This window comes from Desulfosalsimonas sp. (assembly GCF_046483245.1).
GTDB lineage: Bacteria > Desulfobacterota > Desulfobacteria > Desulfobacterales > Desulfosalsimonadaceae > Desulfosalsimonas.
In genome coordinates, this window is sequence record NZ_JAWODO010000144.1 from 1 (window position 1) to 22,642 (window position 22,642).

The following is a 22,642-nucleotide window of genomic DNA, read 5'->3' on the forward strand; positions in this document are numbered from 1 at the left end:
GCACAGGCCCAGGCTGCAGCCGCAAGGGCGGTAACGCTTCTTTCAGCCGGATCCCTTCCGGTAAGCGGCACCGTGGCTCAGGTTAATCCCCGGCTTTGCAGCAGCTGCGGGGTCTGTGGGTCCGTATGCCCCTATTCCGCCCCCAGGTTCAGTGAAAAAACCGACAAGGCTGAAATTGAATCCGCTCTGTGCAAGGGCTGCGGATTGTGCGCGGCTTCCTGCCGCTCAGGGGCCATTGCCCTGAAAGGTTTTGACGACGAACAGATAATGTCGATGATCATAGGTGCTTGATCAGGAGCGATTCAATAGCCTTCAGGCTGTACAAATCGGCCCAGAACATCGGCAAACAGTTCTCCGGCTTTAATCGGGGTGCGGTCTTCGAGATAAGGACCAACGATCTGGAGGCCCACGGGCAGGCCGTCTTTTGTGCGGCCTGCAGGCACCACCGTGGACGGCAGGTGGGCCACCCCGATGAGCCCGGCCCATCCCATCAGGCTCATGTAGGGAAGCTGTTGTCTGTTTACGTTGATACGCCGGTCATAAATATACTGGTGGTCGTGTTCGATTGCCGGCACGGCTGCCGCCGGGCAGATCAGCACGTCAAATTCGCCGAAAAAATCCGCCCATTTTTGCCGGATCTGCTGGCGCTGCCGGTTTCTGAACTCCCAGTCCCGGTAAAGCTGGGTGGCCCCCCGGAGATGTCTGGCCAGGTAGGACTGGTCGTCTGCGGAGAGATTTTTTACATCCTCGCGCCATTTGGCAAAATACTTCTCAGGTGTGCCTGTGCCCATGACCGCGGCCAGAAGGCTTAAGAAACAGTCATGGCTTTGGGCAAAATCCACATCCGGCCGCCTGCTGCCAATATCCGTGCCATTGGCGGCAAGCTTGTCCACTGCGGCCTGGATGACATCGGCCACTGAAGTGTCTACCGGACACGCGGGATCATCTAACCAGAGTCCGATTTTCAGGTCCTTTAAACTGTTTTTGCGGGCCTCGGGCAGGCGGATTTGCCAGGCGCGCCTTTGGGCCGGTTCAGGGGCAACCAGGATCTCCATTGCCAGGGAAATGTCCCGGATGCTCCGGGCCAGCGGCCCCACCACCATAATGTCTGTGCAGATGCCGTGCTCACCGGTCAAGATCGCCGGCGCCGGCGGTATGTGTCCCTTCTGTGGAACAATGCCGTAGCTGGGCTTATGGCCGTAAATTCCGCAGAAATGAGCCGGCGTGCGAATGGATCCGCCGATGTCGCTTCCGATCTCCAGGCAGGTGAGTCCTGCTGCCAGGGCGGCTGCCGCCCCGCCCGACGATCCGCCGGGGGTGCGTTCGGTGTTCCAGGGGTTGTTGGTCTGCCCGTAGACTTTGTTGAAAGTCTGCAGGTCGCCGCCGTAGAGGGGAACGTTGGTTTTGCCGAAAATTACGGCCCCTGCATCCAGATAGGCCCGTACCACTTCGGCGTTATTTCCGGGCATGTGGTTCTGCAATGCCGGTGCCCCGGAGGTGCAAGGCATGCCCTGGACTTCCAGCGTATCCTTAATGGTTACGGGCACCCCGTGCAAAGGCCCCCATGACCGGCCCCGGGCCAGGGCTTCGTCTGCCTGCTGAGCCCGTTTTCGTGCGGCCTCCGGACAGGTCTGGACAATGGCGTTTAGCTGCGGGTTAAATTGTTCGACCCGCTTTAGGTATAAATCCAGCATCTCTACGGCCGAAATCCGGCCGCCCCGGATCGCGGCGGCGGTTTGGGATGCGCTTTGAAAAGCCGGCTCGTTCATTTCAACACCTTTCAGGCCTGACGGGGCAGCAGGGAAACAAAGGCACTGCCGGGACCGGTGTGCACGGATATCGTGGCACCGGCTTCTGCCATGGGGATGCTGTCAGCCGGTTTGCCAACGGCAGCGGCCAGTTTTTCCCGGGTAATCATGACTTCTTCGAGATTGCCTGCATAACCCATCAAGATTTCACATTTTCCGTCAAACTGGTTGAAAGCTTCCTCGGCCATTGAAACCAGACGCTTTAAAGCGGGCTTTTTGCCCCGGTGCCGGTCAATCGGATTCAGCCGGCCTTCCTTGAGTTCAATGATGGGCTTGAAAGCGAGCATATTGCCCACAAATGCGTCAAATGCATTAACCCGCCTGCCTTTTTTCAGCCAGACCAGATTGTCCACAGTAAAACTCAAAAAAGCATTTTTTTTGTAGGGCTCCAGGGTCTTTTCCAAGGCGGCCGGAGAGGTTCCGTTTCGGAGAAGTTCTGCTGCCTTTTTAACCACAAGCGCAAGGCTGACAGCCACATTTTCCAGGTCCAGAATATGGACCCGGGCGGCTTCTTTTTCGCCCATAAACTGCCGGGCTGCACAGGCGCTTTTGTAGTTTCCGGAAATATGTTTGGACAGGTGAAAAGAAACCACCTCGTCGTACTTCTGCAGCAAGCGGTCGTACAACTGTGTGCATTCAAAGGGATAAAACGGGGTGGTGTAGACCTCTTTTTTTTTCCGCAGGTTCTTCAGTACCTCAGCGTTGCTGATGCTTTTGCCGTGGAGGTGATCCTTGCCGTTTACAAATATGTGAACCGGCAAAATATTTAAGCCCAGTTGTTCCGCCATTCCTGGGGGGAAATCAGCGGTGGAATCACAAACCAACGCAATTTTTTTTACCATACAAAAACTCCTTTCCGTTAATCAGGACCGCGCGGGCCGTCCCTTGCAGTGCAGAACAAAGGGCCTCTGTTTTTAAACAATTTTCAAAGGTTGCATTATATAGCAATTTTATATACACTTGTAAAGAATTAGCCGTTTGGTGAAACCGTCTAAACAGACGGACGGGCAAGGCACAAATGATTTCGCAAAACAGCACGGCTGCTGCCCGGCCTGTGATTTCAATCCGGTGTTGAATTTTTTTGAGAAATCGATATCCTATTTTAAGATAATATGTGCCGGACAGGCCGGATGGTTGCCTGTGGGGCCGCAGAAATTGGATGGCAACAGGGAAAACGTTATGATTTATACGCCTTATCATTATCGGCGCTGCATTCGCTGTCTGGGCAGGTCCCGGGCCAGGAAAAAAACGGCAAAAAAGGCCGCTGGTGGATTGTTTGTAATTGCCCTGCTGTTGTGCGCATCCCTGGTGCTCCCGGACCATCCCGCCTCTCTGCCCGGAATCTCGAATTGTGCCGCCTTCCCGGAGCGCAACCCGGACAAAGAATTGCTCCGTCCCGTGACAAGAGATACTGCAGCTATAACAGAGGCTACGGATGCAAAGGTTCCTTCAGTCATGGAAAATCATCCCGCCGCCAGGCAGATATGGGATCAGGATTTTGGATCTACCCTTGAGGAAACCAGCGTCAGGGTTGCGGCCGGTGATACGCTTTATCAAATCCTGTGTAAAAAGGGTCTGGGCAGCCGGGAGGCTTATGATTTGACACAGGCAATGCGGCCGGTTTTTAATCCGGCGCAATTGCGCCAGGGCCAGGAGCTGTCCATGGGTTTTGTCCGGGGACCTCAGGGAAGCGACATGCTGCAGGTGTTAACGCTTTCACTGGATGCCAAAACCAAGGTTGAGGTCATGCGCGGCAATGACCACTGTTTCAAAGCCCGCATGGTGGAGCGTCAATTGGAGAAACGTCCGGCCCGCTTTGCTACAGAGGTCAGTTCCAGCCTTTACCAGGCGGCCAGGGATCAGGGGCTGCCCATTTCGGTATTAATGAAACTGATCCGGGTTTATTCCTATGATGTGGATTTTCAGCGTGACCTGCACTCCGGAGACCGGGTTGAAATTTTATACGAGGAAAAAACCACCCCCGAAGGTCGGCGGGTTGAAGCCGGAGACATTCTGTACGCCGCTATTCGGACCAATGGCAGGACCCTTCGGGTTTACAGGCATGAAACACAGGACGGAAATTCCCGGTTTTTTGATTCGAAGGGCAACAGTGTGCGCAAGGCTTTGATGGTCACCCCCATTGACGGTGCTGCCATCAGTTCCGGATACGGCATGCGCAGGCACCCGATTCTCGGATACAATAAGATGCACAAGGGTCTGGATTTTGCCGCCCCGAAAGGCACGCCCATCATGGCAGGGGGGGACGGGGTTGTCACCTATGCCGGTCCCCGTGGCTCTTACGGCAACTATGTGCATATTCGGCATCCCAATAACTATGAAACTGTGTATGCCCACATGAGCAGGTATGCCGACGGTATTCAATCCGGCAAACGGGTCAAGCAGGGCGAGACCATCGGCTATGTCGGCTCCACCGGCAGATCCACCGGACCGCACCTGCATTATGAAATCCGGCATGCCGGCAAAAGCATTGATCCCTCCACTCTGAAAGCTCCGCCGGGCCGTGGCCTGGAAGGCGATGAAATGCAAAGATTTCTGGCTACCAAGGGGCACCTGGAAAACCTTTATGCTTCTCTTGCCGATTCGTCAAAACTGGCCCTGGCCGAGGCGCCTGATGGGCAAAAGAACTCCCCGGTAAAAAATTAAAACGGGCACTGTTGCTTTCCGGTGCCAATATCGGTTCCGAAAAACTGCAAAATCGCCTTTGACGACGAGCCAAAAAAGCCCTAGTTTTATCATATATTGCTGCCGGAAGTTGTTGAATCATATTCGGGCGCTGATGCCGGGCGCTGATGCCGGGCGCTGAAAGCAAACCCCAACCTGCCGGAAAAGGGATGCATCCTTATGGGAAACCTGAGTTTCAGTTCCAGAATGCACAGGATTGTCGTGGTTGTTGTTATTTTTGTTTTGCTCGGGGTTCTGGTGTTTTTGGGCTGGCATCGGTTCATGCAGTGGCATGAAGACCGGGTGGATTCCGCTGTCCGGCAGGAACGGCAAAAGCAGGAGCAAAAGCGGGAGAAGATCGAGCAGAAACAGGTGCTTGACTGGCTGGAAGAAAAATCCGGCCGTCGCGAATCCGAAGAGCTCTCTGAGTCCCGTATGCGGGAAGTATTTGGGGAGCCGGTGTTGAGTGAAAGCCCTGGTATGGAATCCCGGAGTTCCTCCTGCCGCCGGCTTGAGCGCAAAATCGAGGCGTTTTTTGATTACCTGGACAAAAGGCGAAACGTCGGATCCAATGGTTCCGGGCAGAAACAGAAATCCTATGATATCTTTGAACAGATCCTGGCGGACCTGATTGCCAAACCGCCTCTGATCAATAATGAAACCCGGGACCTGGTGAGCTTGATGCGCAACCAGGCCCATTTTTTCCGCACCCTGAACAAACAGCGGGTGGAACTGGTCCTGGAAATTCTGCAGTCGGAAAAGGACGTGGTGGAGCCGGCAATGGCCGATTTTTACGATTACTACGTCTATAAGCAGTGCTGCAGGCAGAGTTCAAAGGACTGTATTCCGGAGGAAAGCCTGTATCACTATGCCGGATTTTTCCTTGATACCCTCTCGGGCAAGAGCTATTTAATGCGCCGGCATCCCATGGTGCGCACTTTGATCCGGTACTACTCCGTGCTGATCCTTGACCTGGCCAATGAGCAGGGATTAAACCGCCATGGCATTGACATCCGGCCTCATATCAAGCTGGTGTTAAATGATGTTGTGGCCCAGGAAAACCTGATTTTTCAGCAGCGGTATATCCGCCAATTGCGGGATCTCCAGGAAAAATACCAGTTCTAACAGCTGTTGGCGGGGATAGGGGTGCCCGAGAAAAACCGGGAGTCCTGAAACGTAAAAAGCTTTTTACCGCGTCCGCTGTTTTTGCAGGAAGGAAGCCCTGCGGCCGGGGTCAGTTTTTTCGCTCCTGACCGTTTACGGATTCAGCCAATGCCTTCGCTTAAAATTTCAAAAACTCGGCCTGTCGGCCTCAAACAGTTCGAAATTTTTTAGCTCCGGCATTTGCTGAATTTTTCCGTAAACGCTCAATGTCGCTTCAAAAACGAACCCGCCCTTGGACTTCCTTGAAAGCCTCTTGAAAACCATAACAGATTAAGGGGTATGGTCATGACGGAACAATGGAAAAAGGATCTGTCCTGCGTGGTTTCCTGCACCCGGTGCAATGCCGCCCTTGGCGCCGCTGACCGGCGCATTTTTTCAGTTTACACCCATGCACCCATCTGCATGGCCTGCAAGAAAAAAGAGGAAAGCCGGCCGGATTACGAGGAAACCTCCAGGCAGATGATCGGGCAGTGCATGGCTGAAACCGAGGCTGCCTGGTCGGATCCGGGGGGGTATTGTTTTTATCATTTTTATCCGTTTACCTGTGAATAAAAGCCAGGCCTGTCTCAGGCCGGCTTTCGCCCGCTGTACAGGGTGGCAATGCCAGCGGACAGTCCCTTCCAGTTCACATCTTCGAACCCGGCGCTTTCCATGAGCCCGGCAAAAGCCCGGGGCCTGGGAAAGCTGAGTACGGACTCGGGCAGATACTGGTAAGCCCGCATGTTTTGGGAAAAAAGACCCCCCACGGCCGGCAGGATTTTTTTGAAGTAAAGCAGGTACAATTCCCTTAGTATCCCCGGACGGGGTGTGGACAGTTCAAGTACGGCCATCATTCCGCCGGGGCGCAGCAGTCTGAAAAACTGCTCCAGGGCCAGATCCCGCCGGGCGATGTTTCTGATGCCGAACGCAATGGAGATACCGTCAAAGCTTTGCTCTGCAAACGGCGGGTGCAGGACGTCTGCAGCCAGCAGCAGCCCGCTTGGGTTTCTGCCCGCCTGCCTGGTTTTCCTGGCGGCAATGCCCAGCATTTCTGTTGAAAAATCAATGCCCCAAACCCGGGCCCCGGGTTTCTGGCGCCATATTTCAAGCATCACGTCTCCGGTGCCGCAGGCCGCATCCAGGACCCTGGCGTTTTGGCCAAGATCCATGGCTGCCACAAGCCGCCGCCGCCAATAGACATCCTGCCGCACGCTCAGCAGCCGGTTTAAAAAATCGTAATAAGGCGCAATGGCGCCAAACATGTTTTTTACAAAGCCGGGAGGATTGTTTTTGCTCATTGACAATTCCATTTGATGCATTATTGTCCTGTTGTTAACATCCTGGTGTATTTATCGTGCCGCCTTTGGCTTGATACTTTCCATAGCACAACATGTACAGGTTGCAAAAGCCTTGCTTTGTTTCCGGGAAATTTGGTAAGAAATTCGTTGCCCCGCACCAGCGGGCGACAAAACCCTCAACAGAAAACCGGTTAGCCAGATATGAGTGAAAAACGGGACTATTACGAGGTTCTCGGCGTTGACAGAAACGTTGATTCCGCTGAATTAAAAACCAAGTACCGTAAAATTGCCCTGAAGTATCATCCGGATCGCAATCCCGGTGATCAAGAGGCCGAAGAGCGATTCAAGGAAGCCGCAGAAGCCTATGAGGTGCTTTCCAATCCGGAAAAGCGGCAGCTTTATGACCAGTTCGGCCACCAGGCATTTGAAAACGGCGGCAGAGGCGGTCAGGCCGGGGGATTTCGGGATTTTGAGGATATTTTTTCCAGCTTTGGCGACATTTTCGAGGATTTTTTCGGATTCCGCGCCAGTGGCCGCGGTGGACAAACCCGTGCCAGGCGGGGCTCGGATCTGCGCTATGACTTAAAAATCGATTTTAACGATGCCGCTTTTGGCAGGGAAACCGAGCTGGACCTGGAGAAAATGGTGGTGTGCGACGAATGCCATGGCTCCGGCGCCAAGCCTGGCACCGAAGCCCGCACCTGTGATCAGTGCAGGGGCACCGGACAATTCGTGCGCAGCCAGGGCTTTTTCTCCGTTAAAAGTGTTTGTCCCCGGTGCCGGGGCCAGGGCACCATCATCACCGATCCTTGCCCAAAATGTCAGGGGCAGAAACAGGTGGTGGCACGCAAAAAAGTGGAATTGAAAATACCGGCCGGCGTGGACAACGACTCCCGGCTGCGGCTGGCCGGAGAAGGCGAGCCCGGGCTCAACGGCGGTCCTCCCGGAGATCTGTACGTGTTCATCCATGTAAAGCCCCATGAAACCTTTGAGCGCCGGGGAAACGACGTTGTCTGCAAGGTGGAGCTTTCCTTTGTTCAGGCGGCCCTGGGAGATGAAATTGTGGTGCCTACGCTCACGGGTGAAGAAACCATCCAGGTGCCCAAAGGCACCCAGTACGGCGATACCATCAGCCTGACCAATTACGGGATCCCGTCTCTGCGAACCGGCCTGCCAGGCGATCAGATCGTGGAGGTGATCCTTAAAACCCCCAGAAACATGAGCAAGCGTCAGGAAGAGCTCATGCACGAGTATCTTGAGCTGGAATCTGAAAAACTGACATCCCGGATCAAACGGATTTTCACCAAAACCGGAGGCGGGTCGGCAAAGTCGGCAAAATCAGCCAAAGCCGCCAAGTCCTGATGGCACCATAAAAAGTCTGATTTCAGATGGCGCCATCAAGTCCTGACAAAAGGAATTGCTTAGATGTACGAACTCAAAGTGGTCAACCGGTTTGCCGCCGCTCACCAGTTGAAGATGGTCACGGAAAAATGCGAAAACCTCCATGGCCACAACTGGAAGGTGGAGCTTTTCGTGGCTGGGGAAAAATTGCAGGATTCCGGGGTGTTAATGGATTTCGGCATCATCAAGAAACGGCTCGGTGCAATCATTGACAGCCTGGATCACAAGTTTTTAAACGAACTGCCGGCCTTTGCCGATGCCAATCCCTCTTCGGAAACCATTGCCCGCTACATTGCCGATGCCTTTACCGAGCGCATTGAGCCCGGAGAAGGGATTTTTGTCTCCCGGGTCCATGTCTGGGAATCCGATGACGCGTGCGCGGCTTACTGGCCGTCCCGGTAGGCGGCCAGCAGTTCGGTGCGGGTGACAATGGAGCGGACCTCGGGCACGATTTTTTGGATATTTTCCGCTCCCCCTTCCTCGCGGTCCACCAGCAGTACCACGCAATCCACGAAAAGCCCTTCGCTGCGCGCCCTTTCTATGGCCTTCAGCGATGATCCGCCCGTGGTGGCCACGTCTTCAACGATTGCCACCCGCTGTCCGGCCGACAGATCGCCCTCAATCCACTTGACAATGCCGTGGTCCTTTTGGGTTTTGCGGATGGAAAAGGCCCCAAACGGTGCGCCCCGGGTTCCCGAGATCAGGGATGCGGCCACTGCAATGGGGTCTGCGCCGAATGTCATGCCGCCCACCGCCTCAATGGAGCGGTCTTTTAAGGCGTCAAACACAAGGTGCCCGATGAGATAAAGACCCCGGGAACTGAGCGTGACAGGTTTGCAATTGATGTAATAATGGCTCGTTTGCCCTGAGGCCAGCTTGAAAACCGGCTCTTCGGAGAATTGAAATGATTTTTTGCACAAAAGGTCAATGAGTTCGTTTTTCATGGGTTACGCCTGCTTTCCGGGCTTTTGGGCTGTTGTCGTATGTTTTGCGATGTTTTCGGGTTTCCCGGCCGGGAGAAAGAGTTGATTTCAAGTGCGAATTCCGATAAAAATATCCCCCACTGATTGGAAGAAGCCGTATCAAATAAGCCTCAGTGGGGGTGTGTCAGGAAAAACCGGAGCAGCCCTCCCTGCACGATTGAATTGAGCAATAACAGGAAACAGGCCTGCCGTCAATATAAACCATGACTCAAACAGACCCCCTGGACAACCGGATTATCCGCTTTTACCAGGTTTCCAAGCATTTTGGAGACAGCTGGGCCCTGCACGATTTGAGCTTTGACGTGGAGACAAACGAGTTTTTGTTTATCACCGGCCCCAGCGGTGCGGGAAAATCCACCCTGATCAAGCTGTTGTACATGGGAGAGCGCATGAGCAGCGGATATGCCATTGTCGACGGCATGAACCTCACCCGCATGCATCGCCGGCAGATCCCGGTGCTGCGCCGAAAGATCGGGGTGATTTTCCAGGATTTCAAGCTGATTGCCCATCTCAATGTTTTCCGGAACGTGGCCCTGGTCATGGAGGCGGCCGGGTTTAAGTCCCGCACTGAGATTCGCCGTCGGGTCGAGGACCTGCTGGAACTGGTGGGCCTGGCAGACCAGGCAAAGGCCTACCCCCCGACCCTGTCCGGGGGGGAAAAGCAGCGGGCGGCCGTGGCCCGGGCCATGGTGGGCAAGCCCAAGATCATCCTGGCTGACGAGCCCACCGCGAGCCTGGATCCGGATGCGGCCGAAAGGGTGCTGCGGCTTTTGTGTGCCGCCCATGCCCGGGGGGCCACGGTGCTGATCACCACCCATGACCGGGAGCTGATTTCCCGGTTTGACACCCGGGTGATACGTCTGCAAGGCGGGCGGCAGGTGGCCGATGCTGCCGGAAATGCCGACGGGGTGTGTCCATGATGGATATGTTTCGCCGGGCCGCGGCCGATTTTGTCCGCCACCGCTTTCTTCACGGCACCTGTTTTCTCACCGTTTCCCTGGCTGTGTTTATTGTCAGCGCATTTGGCCTGTTTCTGGTCAATGCCGGCGAACTCATGGACGCCTGGCAGCAGGGAGTGCGTATCACCGCCTATCTTAAATCCGATATCTCCGGGCAGCAGGCGCTGGCCCTGGCCGGTGAGCTGGAGCAAAAACCGGAGGTGGCCTCGGTATCCCATGTTTCCGGCGAAGAGGGCCTTGAATGGCTCAAGGAGCAGATTGGGGGGCAGACCGATCTGCTGGGCGATCTTTCGGAAAACCCCCTGCCCGATGCCCTTGAAATCCGGCCGGAACGGGATTTGAGCGGCGCGGATGCCTTTGATGCGCTTGCCAAAGCGGTTTCCGCCCGGGCCGAAGTTGCAGACGTGGAGTACGGGCGCAACTGGCTTCACCGGTTTTACGGGGTTTACAACCTGTTCCGCATGACCGCGGCCGTGATGGCGGCCCTGGTGATTGTGGCCATCATGTTTATCGGGGCCAATACGTTCCGGCTCATCCTTTATTCCCGCCAGGAGGAAATCGAGATCACCCGGATCATTGGTGCGGAGGAGACATTTGTGAAATACCCCCTTTATCTGGAGTCCATGCTGCTGGGGCTCTGCGGGGCTGTGGCGGGCCTGGCGCTTTTGTATGCGGCCTTTTTGTCGGTGATGCCCCAGGTTTCCCCCGGAGGCCTGCTGCCGGTGTTTCAGATCCGGTTTCTTTCCCTGGGATGGATTTTCATGATCCTTATGGCGAGCATGTTTGTGGGGTGGGTAGGATGCTGGTTCACCGTCCGTCGATTCCTTCGCATTTAAGATTCATTGTGTTCTGCCTGGCTGCGGTTTTGGCCGCGGCACCGGCATACGGCACCCGGCTGCAGCAGTATGCGGTGGTGCAGACCGACAGGTTAAACGTGCGCGCCGCCCCGGACACGGACGCCCGGGTCATCCGGGTGCTGGAAAAAAACGAGCGCGTACGCGTGCTCATGGAAAAAGGGGATTGGCTGCAGGTGGCAGCCGGCGAAAGCCTGGGTTATATTTACGGCCACGCCAAATACGTGGAAAGATTCACCGAGCACCGGGTCACGCATCAAACAGATGAGGATCTGGAAGTGGCCATGGCCCGGGCACGGGAAATCGAGCGCCGTATCCGGGAAAAGCAAAAGGAGCTAAAGGCGGTTTCCAGGGAAAAAACCGTGCTCACAAAAGACCTGGAAACCCTGGACCGGGAGGCCGCCCAAAACCGGAGGAAGCTGCAGTCCCTGATGAAAGAGGCTGAAGAAACCGGCGCCAGTATACGCATGCTTGAAAACGAGGCCCGGGAACTGCGCCGGGACCTGGAGCAGCGAAAGACCCATGCCAATGAGCGTATCATTGCCTTGTACAAGCTCTGCCGGCTGGGGCGGATGAATCTTTTGGCAACCGCGGAATCCGCAAGCCAGTTGTTTTTGCGAAAGGCGGCCATTGAGCGGGTGGTGGGCCATGATGAAGCCGTGCTGCAGCAGATGCAGGAGCAAAAACAGGAACTGGAGAACGTGCTTGCCGGTTTGCGCGATGAGCGGGAAAAACAGGAGCAGGTGGTTTTGGAATATGAAGAGACGCTCACGCGGCTGGCCCAAAAGCGCAACCAGCGCCGGCAGATGATCGCATCTTTGGAAAACCGGAAGTCCGGGCGGCAGCAAACCCTTGAATCCCTGCGGGATGCGGCTGCGCGGCTGGAAAAAACCATATCAGCCCTGAAAACGGAAAACGAATCGGATGACGGGGATTTTGCTTCTCATCGGGGCTTGCTAAAGATGCCGGTTCAGGGTAAGATTACCTCCAAATTCGGAAAAACCGTAACTTCGGATTCCGGAGTTATGAATTATTCCAATGGGTTGGAGTTGAGCTCGGCCCGGGGGGAACCCGTACGGGCCGTTTTTGACGGAAAAGTGGCGTATGCCGACTGGCTCAGGGGATACGGCCAGGTGGTGATTTTATCTCACGGGGAACACTATCATACGGTCTATGCCCACATCAGTGATCTTTTCTGCGCTCAGGGAGAAACAGTCAAGACCGGACAGGTGATTGCCACGGTGGGCGATACCGGCTCCAGGGGCGGTCCGGCGCTTTATTTTGAGGTCCGCCATCAGGGAAAGCCGGTGGATCCCCTAAAATGGATCGATTCATCCATTCAGTCAGATAACGGATAAAGGAGTGATCAATGCATTCTGAAAAAAAATCTCCCGTCCGAAAAGGGTTTCTGCTGGCTCTGGCGGCCGCTGTTTTCCTGATGGCCTCCAGTGTTCACGGAGAGTTGTCAAAAGCAGATACGTATGAGGGCCTGAAACTGTTTTCCGACGTGATCGAGGAACTGGAGAAAAATTACGTGGAGCCGGTGGATACCCGGGAGCTTATCGAAGAAGCCATCCACGGCATGGTCGAAAGCCTGGATCCGCATTCCACGTTCATGCCGCCCGAAGCCTTCGAAAGCCTCCAGAGTGAAACCCGGGGGGATTTCGGGGGTATCGGCATTGTGATCACCAAGGAAAACGGACAGCTGACAGTGGTCTCTCCCATCGAGGGCACCCCGGCCTACAAGGCCGGTATTCAGGCCAATGACGTGATTGTCCAGGTGGAGGGCGAATCCACCCAGGACATGATGCTGTGGGAGGCGGTCAAGCAGATGCGGGGCGAGCCCGGCACAGAACTTCAGATCACGGTGGTGCGCGAAGGCGAGCCCGAGCCCCTGGAATTCACACTGGTCCGGGCCGTGATTCCCATGGAAAGCGTCCGCCATATCATGCTCCAGCCGGGCTATGGATACCTGTGGGTGACCAATTTCCGGGAAAACACCACCGACGAGGTCAAAAAGGGCCTGGCAGACCTGGAGAAAAACGCAGATCCCTTAAAAGGGCTGATCCTGGATCTGCGCGACAACCCGGGCGGACTGCTGACCCAGGCGGTTTCTCTGTCTGATGTGTTCCTGGCCGAAGGCAGAATTGTATCCATCCGGGGACGGGACCAAAAAGAGGAAAGCGTCTACAGGGCCGAAGACGATGAACAGGAACCCGATTATCCCATTGTGGTCCTGATCAACGGCGGCAGCGCAAGTGCTGCGGAAATCGTGGCCGGGGCCTTGCAGGACAACGACCGCGCCCTGGTTTTGGGCACCACTTCCTTTGGCAAGGGCTCGGTGCAGACGGTCCGGCCCCTTCGCAACGGATACGGGCTGAAATACACGGTTGCCCGGTATTATACACCCAAGGGCGTTTCCATCCAGGCCGACGGCATTCATCCGGACCTGGTTGTCAAGCGCCGCCTGCTGGATGAAAAATCCGGAGGTTTGGATGTCCGGCGGATCAAGGAAGGGGACCTGAAAAATCATCTTCCCGGGAAAATGGAGCTTGAACAAGACGGTCAGGCACCCGAGCCTTCTGAGAGCGACGGAAAAGAGGCCGGGGATGCGCAAACAGAGGATGAAACCGATACGCAAAAACTGATGCGTCTGCGCGATTCTTTATACGAGCACAGTGATCGGAGTCCGGATGCCTTGATGCTCGACTCTCAGATCAACCGGGCTTATGAAATTTTACGGGGGTACGAGGTCTTTTCCGCCATGGGCGATTGATCCGGATTCGTTTACCGAAAACCCAGTTATCGAGAAAACAGGAAACAGCTCAGCCAGATGACGGAAAAGAAAAGCACCAGCCGGAAAACCAAATCCGGTGCGGCAAAAAAATCCAGCAGCGGGACAAGGACAAAAAAATCCACTGGCAGGCAAAAGACAGCCACCAGAAAAAAAGCAGGCGCAGACAGTCAGAAAAAGACCCGGACCCGGAGTTTGAAGACACAGAAAACTCAGGCCCGGGGCCTGAAATGGGATCTTTTGGTCTTTGTGGCCATTGTGGCTGTGGTGGTGGCCATTGCCGCCTATTACCGGTTTGAACTCAGGCCGGATCAAACCGATGTCGCTGCAGTGGAGTCCACCCGGGCGTCACGCTCGCCGGAGCCGGTCAAGGTGCTCCATCCCCAAACGGTCAAGGAGGGTGTGACCCCGGATTTTGAAGTTTTTCCCCCCGAGCCGCCTCCAGCTCCGGAGCCGGATCCGGTTGCGCCGCCGTCCGTCCAAATCCCGGACCGCCGGCCCATGGTGGCCATTATCATTGATGATATGGGCTATGAAATGGATGTGGCCGCAAACTTTTTGTCCCTTGACTGTCCTTTGACCTATTCAATTCTGCCGCAAAGTCCGTTTCAACGGGAGATTGCTGAAAGCGCACACAACAGGGGGTGCCAGGTCATGCTCCATCTGCCCATGGAGCCCAGGGAATATCCGGAGGTGGACCCGGGTCCGGGGGCCCTGCTGACCGGAATGTCAGCAGATGAACGCATCAGGCTGTTAAAATCCCACCTCAATGAGGTGCCCCATATTTCAGGAGTTAACAATCACATGGGATCGAAAATGAGCACGGATTCGGCCCAGATGAATCAGATTTTATCGATTATCAAAAAAAACAATCTGTTTTACATTGACAGCCTCACCGCAGCAGACAGCCGGTCCGGTTCGTCTGCCCGGTTGTTTCAGGTGCCCTTTGCCAGGCGCGACGTTTTTCTTGATCATGTGCCTGAGGTTGATTTTATCCGCGGCCAGCTTGAGCGGCTGGTGGCTGTTGCCCGTAAAAACGGGAAGGCCGTGGGCATCGGACACCCCTATCCGGAAACCTACGAGGTATTGACCGAAAAACTGCCGGAGATCAAAAAACAGGTTCGGCTGGTGCCGGCTTCTGAAATCGTTTCCGGCCGGAATTTTTGAAAAGCGGTCGCCAATCTCTGATTTAAGAAAGTTTTGCGGCGATGGCCACCCAGCCGTCTTCATTGAGCACTTCAAGTAGGGTAAACCCCTGTTTTTCAAGAGCGCCAATAATTATATCCAGGTTTTCCTCGATAATCCCGGAGGTGATAAAAATTTTATCCCCGGTGAGCAGTCCCGGAATGTCGGGGATCATGGGCAGGATGGTCTGGGTCAGGATGTTGGCCACCACCAGGTCAAAACCGCCCTGGGTGTCTGCTACCAGATCCCCGGTGTGCAGGTAAAAGCAGTCCTCGCAGACCCGGTTTGCCAGCAGATTCTGTCCGGCAACATCCACGGCCACGGGATCACAGTCAATGCCTTCAAGCTGTGCTGCCCCCAGCTTTGCCGCGGCCACCAGCAGAATCCCCGAACCGGTACCCACGTCCAGCACCCGGGCCCCTGGCCGCAGGTGGCCTTCGATTAGGCGCATGCACAGGGCGGTTGTGGGATGGGTTCCCGTGCCAAAGGCCATGCCCGGATCAAGCTCAATGACGATATCATCGACGCCGGCTTGAAAATCCCGCCAGGAAGGCTTGACCACCAGGCGATCGGAGATGCGCACCGGATGAAAATGGGCCTTCCAGGATTCGGCCCAGTCCTGCTCATCCACATCGCTGTAACGAGTCGAGCATGCGTCGGCAACAGATGCCGGCAGCCGGCAAAGGGCGTCTTCCAGCTTACGGCGGTTTTGTTCCAATTGGTCATCTGCTCTGAAAAAGCCGATCACTGCATTCTGCCGCGGCCGGGGCAGTGCATCGTCGGCCCAGTCCAGTTCCGGGTCTGCATCCGGGCTTTCCACGATCACGCCCTGCAGGCCCATACCGCAGAAGATATCGGTTATCATGGCGGCCGCGGACTCGGGATCTGACGACTCAAATGTTACGCGGGTTTGAATCCATTTCATTTGTATACCGCTTTTTTTGGTTTGTGTTTGCATAGGGCCTTGCAATACGCCGACGCAGTTTAAATCACAAGACTTTTTTATCCCTTTTCCCCTGCTGGTGCGGTTTAACTGCTTGACGGGGCCCGGGGAAATTGATAATTATCGATGTATTATGGAAGGTGACTCCCGACGATATCAGCGCCAGCGCGAAGCCATGGTCAAAAACCAGATCGAAACCCGTGGGGTGAGCGATCCCGGGACCCTTGCGGCCATGCGGCGGGTTCCCCGTCACCTGTTTGTCAACGAAGCCCTCATGGACCAGGCTTACAATGATCATCCCCTGCCCATCGGCGAGCAGCAGACCATTTCTCAGCCCTATATCGTGGCCATGATGACCGAAGCCCTGCAGCTCAACCAGGACGACCGGGTCCTTGAAATCGGTACGGGTTCGGGCTACCAGGCGGCCGTGCTCGCGGAAATCGCTTACCGGGTCTATACCATTGAACGCAACCGGACCCTTTATGAAAGCGCCCGCAAAATGTTTGAAGGCCTTGGTTACTACAACATTATTGCCCGTTATTCCGACGGCACTATCGGCTGGCGGGAGGAAAGCCCGTTTGATGCCATCATGGTTACAGCCGGTGCCCCTGAAATCCCCAAGCCCCTTGTGGACCAGCTGGCCATTGGCGGGCGCATGGTGATTCCCGTAGGCTCTTCCCTTTCCCAGAAAATGATCAAGGTTGTCAAGGAAGACCAGGGCCTGCATCAGAGCGAACTGGGTGGATGCCGGTTTGTTCGGCTTGTGGGCCAGTACGGGTGGAGAGACGCTTGAGTTCAGGTCCCCCCGCCAAGACCTGGAAATCCGTGTTTATGGACCCGCCCGGACCCCGTTCTAAAGGCGCTGCCGTTTTCCTGGCGGTCAAGGGTGCATGCATGGGGGCGGCTGATACCGTACCCGGGGTTTCCGGCGGCACCATTGCACTGATCACCGGCATTTACCAGGACCTGCTGGCTGCAGTCAAATCCGTTGACGCCCGCGCCATACACCGTCTGCTTGTTTTGGATATCAAGGGCGCTTTGGCCGGGGTGCATCTTCGCTTTCTTTTGAGCCTGTTTTGCGGCATCGGCATTGCGGTGTTCAGCCTGGCCCGGGTGATGAACTATTTGCTGGTCCATCATCCCGTGCCCACCTGGAGTCTTTTTTTCGGCCTGATCGCCGCTTCGATCTGGGCGGTGGGGCGCCGGGTGACGGCATGGTCTGCAGGGCCGGCTGCGGGGTTTTGTGCCGGGGCTGCAGCCGCGTGGTACGTTGTGGGCCTGGTACCGGCACAAACCCCTGAAACCATTTGGTTCGTGTTTTTGTCCGGGATGGTGGCCGTCTGCGCCATGATTTTGCCCGGGTTGAGCGGTGCGTTTATCCTGTTGATTCTCGGCAAGTATGAATATGTCCTGGGCTTGGTGGAAAATCCCTTTGTCCCGGCAAACCTGGGCATGCTCGCGGTTCTGGCCGCGGGATGCGCCGTTGGGCTGGCCGGGTTTGCCCGGCTGCTCAAATACGTGCTCGACACCCGGCCCGATTTCGCCATCGCGTCTCTGACCGGTCTGATGCTGGGCTCCATGCGAAAAATCTGGCCCTGGAAAGAACCTTTGGTCACAGAGCAGATCCACGGCAAGCTGGTGGTGATCACGGAAAGAAATATCTGGCCGGAACCGGTGTTTTCCGAGCTGATGATCCCCCTGGTTTTGATGGCAGCCGGCTTTGGGGTTGTGGTGGCCATGGAGCGGATCTCAAGCCGGTGGTCTTCGGCGCATCAGACGGTTTCATCCGAATTTTCGGGATCGCCTCCCAGTGAACAATGAAACCGCTGCTCCAGTTTTTCCTGCACCACTGGCGGGACCATGCTTTCGATATTGCCCCCGAACTTGGCCGCTTCCTTGATAATGGACGAACTGGTAAAAATCCAGCGCAATCCGGTCATCAGAAACACGGTCTGCACCTCCCGGTTGAGCCGCCGGTTCATCAGGGCCATCTGAAATTCGTATTCAAAATCAGACACGGCCCGCATGCCCCGCAAAATAGCATTCGCATTGCGCTGCTTGGCGTAATCCACCAGCAGGCCGTCGTAAGAGGCGATTTCCACGTTTGAAAACCCGGCAAGGGATCGTGTGAGCAGATCAATGCGCTCGTCCACGGAGAAAAGCAGTTTTTTCGCTGGGTTTTCCAGTATGGTGATAATAAGGCGGTCAAAGATTTTCAGGCCCCGCTCAATGATATCCAGGTGACCGTTGGTGACCGGGTCAAATGATCCCGGGTAGATGGCGATTTTTTCCATAATCAAAGTCCTGACTGGTTTAACGTGATGAGAAACAAGGCTTTTGGGGTCATTGCCCCGGAGCTGGTCCGGTATCTGATTTCCGGGTTGCTACCATATTTGACAGAAAGCTGACAATGGTTTTTCCGTATTTGCGCTGATCTTTGCATTGCAGGCCGAAAAGATCCCCTGGAAGGGGATCTGCAGCCGCATGCTCGATGATCACAAGTGCCTCCGGCGCCAGGGCGCCGCCGGCGGCCAGGTTTTTTATGGCCGGCTCCAGGGCCCCGGCGTTATATGGGGGATCCAGAAATACCAAGTCGAAGAAAAGCCCGGTTGAAGACAAAAATCCCGGATCCTGCAAAATGTTTCGGCACAGCACCCTGGACTGCTGCTCTGCCCGGCAGGCGGCCACGTTTTTTTCGATTGTGGCCACAGCCCTGCGGTCGGATTCCACAAATACCGCATACCCGGCCCCCCGGCTCAGGGCTTCCAGGCCAAAGGCCCCGGTTCCGGCAAACAGGTCCGCCACCCGGGCGCCCAGGACACGCCCGGCGCAGATGTTGAATACGGCTTCCCGCACCTTTCCCGAAGTGGGCCGTGTGGTCCGGTTCGGGAGGGAAAACAGGTTTCTGCCCCTGTTTTTTCCGGCAATGATTCTCATTTTTCAGGTTCCTTCTGCCGGGTGATTTTCTGCTGAATCTTTTTGATACGGGTTTTATCAGCTCCCGTGGCCTTTGCGGTTTTGCTTATGTCAAAATCATGGGATTTGAGTTTTTGTATTATAAATACCTCTTCAAAGGCCTGCTGTGCATCCCTGAGCCGGTCAAAGGAAAACAGTTCCGCAGTCGGGGTGGCCGGCGGCGGCGGAGGCCCGGCTGCTGTGTTGTAAGGCGCAGGAAGGTCTTTGACCCCAATGGTATCCCCGGCCATGATGTCCAACCGCTCCACCAGGTTTTTGAGTTCCCGGACATTGCCCGGCCAGTCGTACTGCTTGAGCATCTCCACGGCCTCGGGCGCCATCTGCTTGGCCGGGGTGCGGTTGTCTTCAGCCGTTTTGGAGAGAAATACATGGATCAGGGCCGGAATGTCTTCGATGCGTTCGCGCAGGGCCGGCACTGAGATGGGCACCACATTGATCCGGTAATACAGGTCTTCGCGGAATGTGCCGTCCCCGATGGCTTGTTTCAGATTTTTGTTTGTCGCGGCAATCACCCGTACATCAATGGGAATGGTGCGGCTGCCGCCCAGGCGCTGAAATTGTTTTTCCTCGAGAATCCGCAGTATGGTGGCCTGGGTCTTGAGGCCCATGTCGCCGATTTCGTCGAAAAACAGGGTTCCGGTGTGGGCCAGTTCAAATTTGCCGTACTTCTTGGTTGCCGCCCCGGCAAAAGCCCCCTTTTCATGGCCCAGCAGCTCGCTTTCCAGGCTTTCATCGTTTAACGCCGCGCAGTTAACATCCACTAGGGGCTTGTCGCAGCGGGCCGATAACTGGTGAATGGTCCGGGCCACCAGTTCCTTTCCGGTGCCGTTTTCACCGGTGATCAGAATCCAGGCATCGGTTGGCGCGGCAATCTGGATCTGCTTTTTGAGTTCCATGGTGGCCGGGCTGCTGCCGGTGATGGCGTATTTTTCAATGGTTTTTTTCCGCAGAAACCGGTTTTCTTCCTCCAGGCGCCGGAAATTCAATGCATTGTTGATGGCTACAATCACCCGGTCGATGTTCAGGGGCTTTTCAATAAAATCATAAGCGCCCATTTTCGTGGCGTTGACCGCGGTTTCAATGGTGCCGTGGCCGGTGATCATCACCACCTGGACATGGGAGTGCTGGTTTTTGATTTCCTTTAAGGTGTCAATGCCGTCTAATCCCGGCATCCAGATATCGAGCAGCACCAGGTCCGGGGTCTGGGCCTCCACGCACTGGAGGGCCTCATAGCCGTTTGTTGCGGTCATGGTTTCAAAGCCTTCGTCCATGAGAATACCGCTTAAGGAACGGAGAATGGAAGGTTCGTCATCCACGATCAGAATGGTCGGAAACATTTGGTTTTTCCTTGGTTTGAAATTTTTTCGCCCGGGGTTACACCGGCAGTTCAATGATAAACCGCGCTCCGCCGGACTGGTTGTCTTCTGTGCTGATGGAGCCCTGATGGTCTGCCACAATTGTGGCCACAATGGCAAGTCCCAGGCCCATCCCGGATTTTTTGGTGGTAAAATCCGGCTCAAACAAATAAGGCTTGTCCGCATCCGGGATTCCGCTTCCGGTGTCTGCCACGACAATCCGGACTTTTTCGTCTTTTGGGGCGAATTCCGCGGTAATGGAAATCTCTCCCTGCTCCCGGATGGCGGCAATGGCGTTGTCAATCAGGTTTATCAGGATCTGTTTGATCTGCTGGCGGTCCAGGTTGAGCTCGGGGATGTCTTGGCTGATTTTTACCGAAAATGCAATTTCCGGATGTCCTTCCCGGTAAAGGGCCACGGATTCGTAAATAATGGGGCTTAGCTCGCAGGGCGAGGGATTGGCGGTCGGAAACCGGGCGAACGAGGAAAATTCATTGACCAGGTTGCGGATCAGATCCGTGTGATCGATAATGGTCTGGGTGCATTCGTCAAATACCGGATCATTGATCTGTTTCTGGTATTTGCGTTTCAGTCGCTGGGCAGACAGGGAAATGGGCGTGAGGGGATTTTTCACCTCATGGGCGATTCTTCTGGCCACTTCCCGCCAGGCGGCCATGCGCTGGGCTTTTTCCAGTTCGGTCAGATCATCGAAAACCATCACAATGCCCAGCTGACGGCCGGCGTCGTCCTTTAGGGCATTGAAATTGACCTTGAAGGTCCGCCGCTTTCCGTTGATGGTCAGGTTCAGGGCCTTGGAAACGCTGTCGTCAGACTGGCTGGAAAAGTGCGTCATGATTTCAGAGGCCAGCTTGGGATAGGGTTCGCTCAGCAGGTGCCTGTAGCTTTTTTTCAAAACCTCTGCAGCCTGTATCTGGAGCATCTCTTCGGCCGAGGCATTGATGGTGGTAATCAGACCGTGGGCATCCAGGGATATGACCCCGGCGGATACGTTGTTTAAAACAATTTCCATGTACCTGCGCCGTTCCTCGATTTCCAGGTTCTGCTCGTAGAGTTTTCTGGCGGAAAACTCCAGCTCCCTTCGGTTGAATCGAAGCTCCCGGGTCATTTTGTTAAATGAGTCCACCAGGGTCTTCATTTCATCATCGGCCTGGACGTTGATGTTGTAAGTCAGGTCGCCTTCTGCCAGTTTCCGGGTCCCTTCGGCCAGTTCCATGATGGGGATGGTAATGGAGCGGGAAAGATACATGCCAAACCAGATGGCGCAGAAAACCACCAGCAGGGCAACCACCGAGAGGGTGATGAAATACGACAGCCGGATGGGCTGTTTGAGCATTTCGATTTGCTTGTATTCTTCCAGGCCGCGGGATATGGATGCCAGGTGCTCGGCCATATCCGGCGGCAGAAGCACGCTGATGACCACAAAGCCTTTGATTTCATCGCCTTTGGCGCCGTAGGGCACTGTTGCGATATTTCGGATCAGCTCTCCGTGGGAAAGCAGTTCCGATGTGGACCATGTCGGTGAAGGCGTGGCCATGGATTTCTGCAGCTGATTGGCGTCGACTTCGGATAAGGCCACGTCCGGCAGCCCGGGGCCGGTGGAAAAGCCAAGGCGTCTGAAGTTGGCGCCGTAGGCCTCCACGGCATCGATGTTAAATTCGCGCTGCACAATCTGGATGTAGTTGTCCAGGCTCGTGTTGTTATCCGGCTTGAGCAGATTGCGGCTGTTGATCTGATAGGCGGCTTTTTCCAGGAAAAACCGGTTGTTGTTCTCCACGTGCTGGTACATGCTCTGGCCCACGGCAAGGGAATTGTCCAAAGCCTGTTCAATGGGGACCTGGAACCAGAATCCGATGCTGCTGGAGATAAAATGCAGGGAAAAGGCAAACAGTACACCGGCCGGCAGCAGGCTCAGGGAGATAAAGGCGGCCACCAGCTTGGTGCGCAGCCGCGTGCCTGGAATCCGGCTGCGTCTTTCATAAAACAGTTTCACCAGGTTGCGGAAGACCAGAAAGATCAGCAGCAGGATCAGGAGCATGTCGATGTTCATGAGGATAAACATCAGCATCATGCTCGAAAAGGGCACTTCCATGCCCCTTACCATGGGCTTGACAATGAGATACGACAGCAGACCCACCAGAACCAGAACAACTGCGATGATGATCAGGTCGCGCTTTCGGCGTCTGCGGTCAGCTTCATGATCCGGGGGGGTGGGAGTGATGTATCGGTTGGGTCTCACGTTT

The 22,642-nt window shown here is 55.4% G+C and carries 22 protein-coding genes; 13 read left to right on the forward strand and 9 right to left on the reverse strand.

Going from position 1 to position 22,642, the window contains the following annotated elements:
- On the forward strand, positions 1–291 hold a 291-nt coding region (locus R6U41_RS12355; protein WP_410270141.1), incomplete at its 5' end, for a 4Fe-4S dicluster domain-containing protein.
- An 11-nt stretch (positions 292–302) separates the two neighbouring features.
- On the opposite strand, the gene R6U41_RS12360 is transcribed toward R6U41_RS12355, so the two are convergent.
- Together R6U41_RS12360 and R6U41_RS12365 are read right to left on the reverse strand one after the other, a co-directional pair.
- Complete coding sequence (locus tag R6U41_RS12360; protein ID WP_410270142.1) at positions 303–1,769, reverse strand: amidase; 1,467 nt, start codon at positions 1,767–1,769, stop codon at positions 303–305.
- Positions 1,770–1,780: 11 nt separating this feature from the next.
- Complete coding sequence (locus tag R6U41_RS12365; protein ID WP_410270143.1) at positions 1,781–2,650, reverse strand: DegV family protein; 870 nt, start codon at positions 2,648–2,650, stop codon at positions 1,781–1,783.
- Positions 2,651–2,987: 337 nt separating this feature from the next.
- Between R6U41_RS12365 and R6U41_RS12370 the strand changes: the two genes are divergently transcribed.
- The 3 genes from R6U41_RS12370 to R6U41_RS12380 all read left to right on the forward strand — a co-directional run bounded on the left by R6U41_RS12370 (position 2,988) and on the right by R6U41_RS12380 (position 6,206).
- A complete protein-coding gene (locus R6U41_RS12370; RefSeq protein WP_410270144.1) occupies positions 2,988–4,472 on the forward strand; it encodes a peptidoglycan DD-metalloendopeptidase family protein in 1,485 nt (494 codons plus the stop codon).
- Positions 4,473–4,670: 198 nt separating this feature from the next.
- Complete coding sequence (locus R6U41_RS12375) at positions 4,671–5,615, forward strand: hypothetical protein (protein WP_410270145.1); 945 nt, start codon at positions 4,671–4,673, stop codon at positions 5,613–5,615.
- 324 nt (positions 5,616–5,939) lie between these two features.
- A complete protein-coding gene (locus tag R6U41_RS12380; RefSeq protein WP_410270146.1) occupies positions 5,940–6,206 on the forward strand; it encodes a hypothetical protein in 267 nt (88 codons plus the stop codon).
- Positions 6,207–6,220: 14 nt separating this feature from the next.
- Here the strand turns inward: R6U41_RS12380 and ubiE are convergent, their stop codons facing one another.
- On the reverse strand, positions 6,221–6,931 hold the full coding sequence (gene ubiE / locus R6U41_RS12385) for a bifunctional demethylmenaquinone methyltransferase/2-methoxy-6-polyprenyl-1,4-benzoquinol methylase UbiE (RefSeq protein ID WP_410270147.1): 711 nt from the start codon (positions 6,929–6,931) through the stop codon (positions 6,221–6,223).
- 201 nt (positions 6,932–7,132) lie between these two features.
- Between ubiE and dnaJ the strand changes: the two genes are divergently transcribed.
- Together dnaJ and queD are read left to right on the forward strand one after the other, a co-directional pair.
- On the forward strand, positions 7,133–8,293 hold the full coding sequence (gene dnaJ, locus R6U41_RS12390) for a molecular chaperone DnaJ (protein ID WP_410270148.1): 1,161 nt from the start codon (positions 7,133–7,135) through the stop codon (positions 8,291–8,293).
- 63 nt (positions 8,294–8,356) lie between these two features.
- A complete protein-coding gene (gene queD, locus R6U41_RS12395; protein ID WP_410270149.1) occupies positions 8,357–8,734 on the forward strand; it encodes a 6-carboxytetrahydropterin synthase QueD in 378 nt (125 codons plus the stop codon).
- On the opposite strand, the gene pyrE is transcribed toward queD, so the two are convergent.
- The gene (pyrE, locus tag R6U41_RS12400) at positions 8,716–9,276 is read right to left on the reverse strand and encodes an orotate phosphoribosyltransferase (protein WP_410270150.1); all 561 of its coding nucleotides are present in this window, start codon (positions 9,274–9,276) and stop codon (positions 8,716–8,718) included. The genes queD and pyrE overlap by 19 nt on opposite strands.
- Before the next feature lie 242 nt (positions 9,277–9,518).
- On the opposite strand from pyrE, the gene ftsE reads away from it, so the two are divergent.
- The 5 genes from ftsE to R6U41_RS12425 are packed head-to-tail and all read left to right on the forward strand — an operon-like array spanning position 9,519 to position 15,089.
- A complete protein-coding gene (gene ftsE / locus R6U41_RS12405; protein ID WP_410270151.1) occupies positions 9,519–10,235 on the forward strand; it encodes a cell division ATP-binding protein FtsE in 717 nt (238 codons plus the stop codon).
- The gene (locus tag R6U41_RS12410; RefSeq protein ID WP_410270152.1) at positions 10,232–11,110 is read left to right on the forward strand and encodes a cell division protein FtsX; all 879 of its coding nucleotides are present in this window, start codon (positions 10,232–10,234) and stop codon (positions 11,108–11,110) included. The genes ftsE and R6U41_RS12410 overlap by 4 nt, the downstream gene beginning before the upstream one ends.
- A complete protein-coding gene (locus R6U41_RS12415; protein WP_410270153.1) occupies positions 11,074–12,486 on the forward strand; it encodes a peptidoglycan DD-metalloendopeptidase family protein in 1,413 nt (470 codons plus the stop codon). The genes R6U41_RS12410 and R6U41_RS12415 overlap by 37 nt, the downstream gene beginning before the upstream one ends.
- Before the next feature lie 11 nt (positions 12,487–12,497).
- Complete coding sequence (locus R6U41_RS12420; RefSeq protein ID WP_410270154.1) at positions 12,498–13,904, forward strand: S41 family peptidase; 1,407 nt, start codon at positions 12,498–12,500, stop codon at positions 13,902–13,904.
- 57 nt (positions 13,905–13,961) lie between these two features.
- Positions 13,962–15,089, forward strand: a complete 1,128-nt coding sequence (locus R6U41_RS12425) for a divergent polysaccharide deacetylase family protein (RefSeq protein WP_410270155.1) — start codon at positions 13,962–13,964, stop codon at positions 15,087–15,089.
- 22 nt (positions 15,090–15,111) lie between these two features.
- Here the strand turns inward: R6U41_RS12425 and prmA are convergent, their stop codons facing one another.
- Complete coding sequence (gene prmA / locus R6U41_RS12430; RefSeq protein WP_410270156.1) at positions 15,112–16,032, reverse strand: 50S ribosomal protein L11 methyltransferase; 921 nt, start codon at positions 16,030–16,032, stop codon at positions 15,112–15,114.
- 151 nt (positions 16,033–16,183) lie between these two features.
- On the opposite strand from prmA, the gene R6U41_RS12435 reads away from it, so the two are divergent.
- Together R6U41_RS12435 and R6U41_RS12440 are read left to right on the forward strand one after the other, a co-directional pair.
- Entirely contained in the window at positions 16,184–16,843 is a 660-nt protein-coding gene (locus tag R6U41_RS12435) for a protein-L-isoaspartate(D-aspartate) O-methyltransferase (RefSeq protein WP_410270157.1), read from the forward strand.
- Complete coding sequence (locus tag R6U41_RS12440; RefSeq protein WP_410270158.1) at positions 16,840–17,871, forward strand: DUF368 domain-containing protein; 1,032 nt, start codon at positions 16,840–16,842, stop codon at positions 17,869–17,871. Before R6U41_RS12435 ends, R6U41_RS12440 begins: the two co-directional genes overlap by 4 nt.
- Here R6U41_RS12440 and coaD read toward each other — a convergent pair.
- From coaD to R6U41_RS12460, 4 genes are read right to left on the reverse strand one after another with little or no spacing between them, the layout of a single operon-like run.
- Positions 17,823–18,344 carry a pantetheine-phosphate adenylyltransferase gene (gene coaD, locus R6U41_RS12445; protein ID WP_410270159.1) on the reverse strand — a complete coding sequence of 174 codons (522 nt, stop codon included), beginning with the start codon at positions 18,342–18,344 and terminating at the stop codon, positions 17,823–17,825. The two genes, R6U41_RS12440 and coaD, sit on opposite strands and share 49 nt — an antisense overlap.
- A 49-nt stretch (positions 18,345–18,393) precedes the next feature.
- Positions 18,394–18,987 carry a 16S rRNA (guanine(966)-N(2))-methyltransferase RsmD gene (gene rsmD, locus R6U41_RS12450; protein ID WP_410270160.1) on the reverse strand — a complete coding sequence of 198 codons (594 nt, stop codon included), beginning with the start codon at positions 18,985–18,987 and terminating at the stop codon, positions 18,394–18,396.
- Positions 18,984–20,363 (reverse strand): sigma-54-dependent transcriptional regulator, encoded by a 1,380-nt coding sequence (locus R6U41_RS12455; protein ID WP_410270161.1) that lies wholly within the window; start codon positions 20,361–20,363, stop codon positions 18,984–18,986. The genes rsmD and R6U41_RS12455 overlap by 4 nt, the downstream gene beginning before the upstream one ends.
- Positions 20,364–20,400: 37 nt before the next feature.
- A complete protein-coding gene (locus R6U41_RS12460) occupies positions 20,401–22,638 on the reverse strand; it encodes an ATP-binding protein (RefSeq protein ID WP_410270162.1) in 2,238 nt (745 codons plus the stop codon).
- Positions 22,639–22,642: the final 4 nt, after the last annotated feature.